Origin of the sequence: Limnohabitans sp., from assembly GCF_044373035.1 — a bacterium.
Taxonomy (GTDB): Bacteria; Pseudomonadota; Gammaproteobacteria; order Burkholderiales; family Burkholderiaceae_C; genus Limnohabitans_A.
The window spans coordinates 1-3,976 of sequence record NZ_JBILQU010000167.1; the positions used below are offsets into that span (position 1 = coordinate 1).

Sequence of the window (3,976 nt, forward strand, 5' to 3'; positions counted from 1 at the left end):
CACACCTGACCAAGTGCGCACACTGTCGGGCCAACCATGCAGCAAAATCACTGTGCGTTGCGCGCTCGGGTTCCACTCTTGGTAGCCGATGCGCAACACATCGGTGTCCACAAACTTCATATCAGGCGGCATCTGTCACTCCTTGTCTCTCACGCCTTGCATGAACACGCACTCACAAGCCTGGCGCACCGGCCGACATGAAACCGCCATCGACGGGCAAAGCCACCCCCGTGGTGTAGCTGGCCTCATCCGACACCAGGTACATCACCGCCGCCGCAATCTCGCTGGTCAAGCCATACCGCGCCATGGGAATCGCCTTGGCGTATTCAACGCGAAACTGCTCCGAGTGCAACTCGCGCGTCATGGGCGTGTCTACGGGGCCAGGGCACACCGCATTGGCGGTGATGCCATGCTCGGCCAACTCCACCGCCATTTGCCGGGTCAAAGCCACCACCGCCCCTTTGGAGGTGCCATAGGCCGTGCGCCCTTTGCCCACAGCCCGCAAACCCGCCACCGAAGCGATGTTCACAATGCGGCCCCAACGCTGAGGCACCATCAGCCGAGCGGCGTGTTGGGCGCACAACAAAGTCCCTGTCACATTGACCGCCATGGTGGCCACGAAGTTGTCCAAAGGAAAATCCAGGAAAGGGAAAACCTTGGCGATGCCAGCACTGTTGACCAGCACATCACATCGCCCATCTTGCGCCCCCACCGCCGCAAACACCTGCGCCACCGAGCCCGGATCGGCCACATCCAGCAGCACAGCTTGGGCTTGCCCCCCTTGTTTTTGCAGTTCTGCCGCCCAAGCCTGTGCACTTTGCACATCTTTGTCGGCCACCCACACCTTGAACCCTTTGGCGGCCAAAGCCAGGCCCACCTCAGCGCCAATGCCTTTGGCCCCACCGGTCACCAGGGCCACGCGCCCATTTGAAGCTGACAACGTCATACACACCCTCTATTCATTGGCCCAAAACACACCCAATCGACCGCTGCAAACGCGTTCAAGCCTCGCGCCCCCTCAAGGCCTGGACAAAAAAATCAACCGACCCCATTTGACCGCCTTTCAAGGAGACCTCCAGCTGGCGCAAATGGGGCTTGTCGGACAAGAGCTTGCACAAAGGTGCACCCGGCGCCAAGCGGGCATGCACTTGCAAGGCCTGAGGGCCCAGCCGCTGCATGATGGCGCTCGATGTGTCGCCGCCTGAGAGCAGCAAACGCCGCACCTCCACGGTTTGCAGCACCCGCTCGGTCAACTCACCCAAGCACTCGCCCACCAAACGCCCGCCTTGCACCGCAGCTTTCGCCTGCGACAGCCCCGAGGCCATCAATCGCTCGCGCATTTGGCCGATGCGCGCATCCCCCGTGCCGCGCGCCGTGTGCACCACCACGCTGCGCCCGATGCGCCAAGCCGAGACAATCGCCTGGGCCATGTCAGCCAAGGCCTGCTCGCGCTGCGTGAGCCATGCACACACATCCAAAGCCACCTCGGCAAAGCCCGCCTGCACGGCCACATCGACTTGCTGCGCGCTCAAGGCCGAAGCACTGGCCGACACCACCAGCACCTGGGAAACAGCCGCAAACCCTTCAAAAGACGAGGCCTGCGCAGGCCATGGCGTGGGCGAACCTTCACGCCACCATTGCGTCAAGGCGTATTCCAGCCCCGAAGAGCCCACCGCAAACATCGGCCCCGCTCTCAAAGCCGACAAACGCGTCAAATGCCGCCCGGTGGCCGTCAGGTGTTCCGGTCGGGTGCCATCGAACAGCAAAGCCTCGCAGGACGACGCCATCAAACCGTCCACCTCGGCATCCTGCTGCGCCTCGGACCGCTCCAAGACGGGCAGCGTGACACCCGCCACCGTTCGGCGCGTCTGCATGGACAAATGCCTGGCCAAGTCAGACTCGGTCATGGGCGTCACAGGGTGCACACGCATGATGGGATGGCGGTCGATTCGATGCACTTGGCCATCCGTTGCCGAACGCGCAAACAAGTGCCCAAAAACGCAATAACGGCCCAAGGCCGGGTTGGCCGCCACCACCGGAATCACACCGGAGCCAAAGGCCTGGCGCGCCAAATCCATCACATGCCCGATGCTGCCCACATCGGGATGGCTGTCAAAAGTCGAGCACACCTTGTAATGCACCAAGGGCACCGGCAACCGGGCCAAAGCGGCCAAGACAGTCGGCAACTCTTCATCCATTTCATCCGGGCTCATGGAACGGCTGTGACCGGCAACGCCCACGGCGTCAAACGGCCCCAAGGCCTCGAGCAATGCCGCACTGGGCACCTGCAAAAACAAAGCGCAACGAAGCCCCGCAAAGGTCAGCACCTCCAGCGCATCGGTCGAGCCTGTGAAATCATCGCCATAAAAAGCCAGCCGCATGGCGCTTGTGGGTGTGGGCGTGGGTGTGGGTTCAGTCATCGGTCAGCTCACCCAAAATGCGACAAGGCCCGGGCCAAAGCGCTCTGACTGACGGCGGCCTGCTGCAGGTCCACACCCGCAACGGCCGCCTCCCAGGCTTGGCGCATGCTTTGCACCCCGGCGGCGGTGCCGTCCGGGTGGCCAATGATGCCCCCGCCAGCCAAATGCATCAGGTCGCAAGAGGCCAGCTGCCGGTAAATTTCCGGGGCCAAACCGGCCCATTGGCCGGAAGAAAAAACAGGCATCAAAGGCTGCAAGCCTGCAAACGGACGCAAGCAGTCCTGCGCATTGGCAAACACCGACGCATCAGGCTCCCAAAATTTGCTGCTGGGCCCATTCACATGCAGATGGTCCACCCCCGCCAGCCGCCACAATTTTTGGTAGGCTGCAAAAGAAAACCCCAAGCCGGGGTGGCGCGTCAAGGCTCCCCAACCATTGCGGTGGCCATGGATGGGCAAAGCGATGTTCTTGCGCAAATGCTCCACCCCGGCAAAACCCATCCAATTGACACTGACCATGACACACGTGCCACCGGCAGCCGCCACAGCATCGCTTTGGCGCAGCATGTCATCTATCGAGCCTGACACATTGAAGGCATACATCGGCATGCGCCCCAAGCGATCGGCATGGCGATGCAGCACCGGCATCACCGCTGCCAGCCGCGCCGCAAACGGCTCGTAAGGCGCATTGGCCATCAATTCATCGTCCTTGATGAAATCAATCCCCGCAGCGCACAGCGAATCCACCAGCTGCGCCGTTTGCTCGGCACTCAAACCAATGCTGGGTTTGACGATCGTGCCCACCAAGGGACGATCGTGCACGCCTGTCAACTGGCGCGTGCCCTCGATGCCAAACGCCGGCCCCTGAAACTCGGCGGCATAAGCAGGCGACAAATCCAGATCGAGCAAGCGCAAAGCCGTGACCTCACCGAGCTCAAACAAATTGCCCGCCACCGTGGCCAACAGTGAAGGCAAATTGGCCCCCACGTTGTCCACCGGAAACGCAATCTCGATTTCGGCCCGCTCAAAAGGCCCGTTCAGCCCCTGGCGCTGCAGCAAAGCACTGTGCAGCGTGGGTTGCGCGCTGGCCGTTATCGGCAGCACACGGGTGACCCGGGCACGTGAGCGCTCTTTCAATTGCGCGGTTTCGCCGGGCAAGGTGACGAAGGTGCCACTGGACTGCTCTCCGGCAATGATTTCGGCCACCTTGTCGGAGGGCACCGTGCTTTCAACGAAATACCGGGCTGTGAATTCGGAACGCGCACCAGGCTGGCTCATGGGTCAAGTCTGCTAATGGAGAAGAAGCCAGCATCGTATGACGCTTGATGGGCCACCACAAGGCAGAACCGTTCAGAAAAAAGCCATCGTGCGCACTTCGATGCTTTCGCGCTTCAAGGCATCGGGCGCGGTATCAGGGTGCTCAAAAGCCGAATGCCCCATGAACCGACAGCGACCATCGGTGGCCGAGTCATAGGTTTTGAGCAACAAGGCGTGGTGCGCCTCCATGAATGGAAAGAACATCCAGCGGTGTTTGGGCGAATGCCGCATCACGTAAAT

Annotated in this window: 4 protein-coding genes; all 4 read right to left on the bottom strand. The window is 61.5% G+C overall.

What is annotated here, in order from left to right:
- Window positions 1-172: 172 nt before the first annotated feature.
- The gene (locus ACIQ47_RS15095; protein WP_396438874.1) at window positions 173-946 is read right to left on the bottom strand and encodes an SDR family NAD(P)-dependent oxidoreductase; all 774 of its coding nucleotides are present in this window, start codon (window positions 944-946) and stop codon (window positions 173-175) included.
- Window positions 947-1,001: 55 nt separating this feature from the next.
- Window positions 1,002-2,420 carry a four-carbon acid sugar kinase family protein gene (locus ACIQ47_RS15100; protein WP_396438875.1) on the bottom strand — a complete coding sequence of 473 codons (1,419 nt, stop codon included), beginning with the start codon at window positions 2,418-2,420 and terminating at the stop codon, window positions 1,002-1,004.
- A gap of 8 nt (window positions 2,421-2,428) precedes the next feature.
- Window positions 2,429-3,697 carry a ribulose-bisphosphate carboxylase large subunit family protein gene (locus ACIQ47_RS15105; RefSeq protein ID WP_396438876.1) on the bottom strand — a complete coding sequence of 423 codons (1,269 nt, stop codon included), beginning with the start codon at window positions 3,695-3,697 and terminating at the stop codon, window positions 2,429-2,431.
- A 72-nt stretch (window positions 3,698-3,769) separates the two neighbouring features.
- Window positions 3,770-3,976 (bottom strand): CmcJ/NvfI family oxidoreductase (locus tag ACIQ47_RS15110; RefSeq protein ID WP_396438877.1); only part of this gene is annotated, 207 nt, incomplete at its 5' end.

Excerpts from the sequence above, each read along its gene's own strand:
- ACIQ47_RS15095 (WP_396438874.1), bottom strand. The coding sequence starts at position 946 with ATGACGTTGTCAGCTTCAAATGGGCGCGTGGCCCTGGTGACCGGTGGG.
- ACIQ47_RS15100 (WP_396438875.1), bottom strand. The coding sequence starts at position 2,420 with ATGACTGAACCCACACCCACGCCCACACCCACAAGCGCCATGCGGCTG.
- ACIQ47_RS15105 (WP_396438876.1), bottom strand. The coding sequence starts at position 3,697 with ATGAGCCAGCCTGGTGCGCGTTCCGAATTCACAGCCCGGTATTTCGTT.